1 protein-coding gene is annotated in these 4,449 nt (G+C 68.6%); it reads left to right on the forward strand.

What is annotated here, in order from left to right; translation table 11 throughout:
• Positions 1–4,449 (forward strand): amino acid adenylation domain-containing protein (locus tag LZ199_RS45710; RefSeq protein ID WP_254000150.1); only part of this gene is annotated, 4,449 nt, incomplete at both ends.

Below are 4,449 nucleotides of genomic sequence, written 5' to 3' on the forward strand. Positions count from 1 at the left end.
TGACGGCGAACGGGAAGGTGGACCGCAGGGCATTGCCGGCGCCGGAAGACGTGGCGCAGGCAGCGGAGGAGTACGAGGCGCCGAGGCCGGGGACGGAAGAGAAGCTGGCGGAGGTCTTCGCGGAGGTACTGGGAGCGAAGCGAGTCGGGAGGAAGGACGACTTCTTCGAGCTGGGAGGGCACTCGCTGCTGGCGACGCAAGTCGTGGCGAGGGTGCGCGCGCTGACGGGCGTGGACCTCCCGCTGCGCACGCTCTTCGAAGCTCCTACGCTCGAAGCCCTGGCTGTGCGCATCGACTCCTCGCGCGAAGCAGGTCCGTCGTCCGAAGCGTTTCCCTTGGTCGCGCTGCCGCGCACGGGGATGCCGCCGTTGTCCTTCGCGCAGCAGCGATTGTGGTTCTTCGATCAGCTCTCTCCGGGCAGCGCGGCCTACAACATCCCCATCCACCTTCGAGTGGAAGGCGCGCTGAACCTCGATGCCCTGCAGCGCGCGTTCTCCGCACTGGTTTCCCGGCATGAGGCGCTCCGCACCACCTTCGCCATGCATGAGGGCGAGCCCGTTCAGGTCATCCATCCCGCCACGGACTTCCCGCTCACGGTTGAAGACCTCGGTGGGCTGGCCGAGTCGGAGCGAGAGGCCGAGGTGCGCCGTCGAGCCGTCGAGGCCTCGCTGCGTCCGTTCGACCTGGGACAGAAGTGGCTCGTGCGCGCCACGTTGTCGCGGCTGGAGCCCGAGGTGTACGTGCTCTCGCTGGTGATGCACCACATCATCGCGGATGGCTGGTCCCTCGGTGTGTTGGTGCGCGAGCTGGGTGCGCTCTATGTCGCCTTCTCCGAGGGCCGTGCGTCACCGCTCGCCGCGCTCCCGGTGCAGTACGCCGACTACGCCCGCTGGCAGCGCGAGTGGCTGAGTGGTGCGCGACTGGAAGAGCAGTTCGCCGGATGGCGCAAGCGTCTGGCGGGAGCACCTCCTCACCTGGAGCTGCCCACGGACAGTCCGAGGCCCGCGATTCAGTCCCACCGTGGCGCCACGGTGCCGGTGCGGCTTTCGAAGGAACTGAGCGACGCCATCGGGACACTGGCCCGTGCGGAGGGGGCCACGCCCTTCATGGTGTTGCTCGCGGCGTTCCAGGTGTTGCTGGCGCGCTATTCGGGTCAGGAGGACGTGAGCGTGGGCTCGCCCATCGCGGGCCGGAGGTATGCGGAGACGGAGGGCCTCATCGGCTTCTTCGTCAACACGCTCGTCCTGAGAGCCCAGGCGCGGCCTCGGGACACGTTCCGCGAGCTGCTGGCCCAGGTGCGGGAGACCACGCTGGGATCCTACGAGCACCAGGACCTTCCGTTCGAGAAGCTGGTGGAGGCGCTCCAGCCCGTGCGCGACTTGAGTCGCACCGCGCTGTTCCAGGTCCTCTTCGTCCTGCAGAACGCGCCGGTGGAGGCCCTGGAGCTGCCCGCGTTGTCGCTGAAGCCGCTGCCCACCCAGGGCACGGAGTCCGCGCGCTTCGAGCTGTCGCTGAACCTGAGTGAGACGGCGGAGGGGTTCGAGGGGACGCTGCTGTTCAACTCGGACCTGTTCCTGGAGTCCACCGCGGCCCGCATGGTCTCTCACCTGCAGGTCCTTCTGGAGTCCATCACCGCGAACCCGGCGCAGCGCCTCTCCGCGCTGCCACTGATGACGGACTCCGAGCGTCGACACGTCCTGGAGTCCTGGGCCACCACGACGGCGGAGGCCCCGTTCGAAGCCGCGTTGCTGCACCAGCTCATCGAACGACAGGTGGCTCGCACACCGGACGCGCCGGCTGTGCGCTGCGAGGAGGCGGTGCTCTCGTATCGGCAGCTCGATGCTCGGGCGAATCAGCTCGCGCACCATCTGCGGGCCTTGGGCGTGGGACCGGACGTTCCGGTGGCGCTGTGTCTGGATCGGAGCGTGGAGCTGGTGGTCGCGTTGCTGGCGGTCCTGAAGGCCGGTGGCGCGTATGTGCCGCTGGAGCCGTCACAACCCGCCTCGCGTCTGTGCCTGATGGTGGAAGAGGTCGCCGCGCCCGTCGTGGTGACGGAGTCGCGTCATGCGGCCTTGTTCCAGGCTTGTGCAGCGCGGTGCGTGCACCTGGATACGGAGGCCGAGCAACTCGCCCGCCAGCGAGTGGATGCTCCGGACCCTCAAGGTGCGTCGGAGAATCTGGCGTACGTGTTGTTCACCTCGGGAAGCACCGGGCGCCCGAAGGGTGTGGCCGTGTCGCATGCGGCGCTCGTCAACTACGTCCAGGCCGCGACGGAGCGGTTGCGATTGCGCGAGTGCACCAGCTTCGCGCTGGTGTCCACGTTCGGCGCGGACCTGGGGAACACGGTGTTGTTCCCCGCGCTGTGCACGGGAGGGGTGCTGCACGTGCTCACCTCGGAGCGTGCGGGAAATCCCGTCGGGGTCGCGGAGTACTTCCAGCGTCACGGCGTGGACTGCGTGAAGATCGTCCCCGCGCATCTCTCCGCGTTGTTGACGGCGCCGGACCCGGCTCGGGCGCTTCCGCGCAAGCGACTGGTGCTGGGAGGCGAGTCGTCCACCTGGACGCTGCTGGAGCAGGTGCGTGCCCTGGCCCCAGAGTGCGAGGTGTTCAATCACTACGGCCCCACGGAGACGACGGTGGGCGTGCTCGCGGGTGGGGTTGCTACGGGCGGGGCGGTTCTCGCGACTGACTCGACGACAGCTCGAGCGGAGGCGGGCCCGTCGACCCGACTGGCCACGGTGCCACTGGGGCGGCCCCTGGCGAATGCTCGGGTGTATGTGCTCGACGGTGAGCTGCGGCCGGTGCCAGTCGGGGTTCCGGGCGAGCTGTTCATCGGGGGAGCGCAAGTCGCGCGTGGCTACCTGTCGCGCGCGGAGCTGACGGCGGAACGATTTGGTCCGGACCCGTTCAGCGCGGTGCCGGGGGCTCGGATGTACCGCACGGGAGATCGCGTGCGGTGGCTCGCGGATGGGCGTGTGGAGTTCCTGGGTCGCTCGGACTTCCAGGTGAAGGTGCGCGGCTTCCGGGTGGAGCCGGGAGAAGTGGCCGCGGTCCTGCGAGAGCATCCCTCGGTGAGCGATGCGGTGGTGGTCGCACGCGAGGACACGCCTGGGGACCAGCGCCTGGTCGCGTACGTCCTCGCGGGTTCGGGGCAGGCCGTCGAGGTGGCGGCCTTGCGAGGGTTCCTCCAGGAGCGCCTGCCGGCGCACATGGTGCCAGCGGCCTTCATGTGGCTGGACGTGTTGCCGCTGACGCCGAACGGAAAGTTGGATCGTCGAGCGCTGCCAGTGCCCGAGTCCGGAGCCGTGGTGTCGGGAGCCGTGCATGTCCCGCCCGCGACGCCGATGGAGGAGGCGCTGGCTTCCATCTGGGCAGAGGTCTTGCGAGTCGAGCGGGTGGGTCGACACGATGACTTCTTCGCCTTGGGAGGGCACTCGCTCGTCGCGACGCAGGTGGTGGCTCGTCTGCGTGCGTCGCTGGGAGTGGAAGTGCCCCTGCGAGCGCTCTTCGAGGCGCCCACGCTGGAGGCGTTGGCGAGGAAGGTGGACCAGGTCGCGCGAGCCGTCTCGTTGCCGGCGCTGCGGCCTTCGCCTCGGAAGAGCGTGTTGCCGTTGTCCTTCGCGCAGCAGCGACTGTGGTTCCTGGATCGACTCGAACCGGGGGGCGTTGCGTACAACGTTCCGACTGCGCTCCGGTTGGATGGGTCGCTCGACGTGGATGCGCTGGAGCGAGCCTTCGCGGAAGTGGTGCGCCGTCACGAGAGCCTGCGCACCTGCTTCCCTGATGAAGGAGGTGTCCCCGTCCAGGTCATCCAGCCTCCGACGGCGTTCCAGCTTCAGCGAGTCGAGCTGCCCGAGGATGAAGCCACGGTGCTGCGCTGGGTGGGTGACGAGGTCGCAAGGCCCTTCGACCTGACGGTGGGGCCGCTGCTGCGAGTGACGTTGGTGAGGTTGTCAGCGGAGTCACACGTGCTGGTGGTGGTGCTGCACCACATCGTGTCGGACGGGTGGTCGACGGCGGTGTTGGTGAGGGAAGTGGCAGCGCTCTACGAGGCGTACGCGGAAGGCAAGCCGTCACCGTTGGGCGAGTTGCCAGTGCAGTACGCGGACTACGCGGAGTGGCAGCGAGGGTGGTTGCAGGGTGAGGTGCTGGAGCAGCAGGTGGAGTACTGGCGCAAGCAGTTGGAGGGGGCGCCGAGGGCGCTGGAGTTGGTGACGGACAAGCCAAGGCCGGCGGTGCAGAGCTTCCGGGGAGCCATGCTGGAGAGGCGGTGGCCGAAGGAGCTGTGGAGGAAGGTGGAGGAGGCAAGCCGGAGGGAGGGGGCGACGCCCTTCATGGTGTTGCTGGCGGCGTACCAGGTGGTGCTGGCGAGGTACGCGGGGCAGGAAGAAGTGGTGGTGGGGTTTCCGATAGCGGGGCGTACGCACGCGGAGACGGAAGGGCTGATTG

Origin of the sequence: Myxococcus qinghaiensis, from assembly GCF_024198215.1 — a bacterium.
GTDB lineage: Bacteria > Myxococcota > Myxococcia > Myxococcales > Myxococcaceae > Myxococcus > Myxococcus qinghaiensis.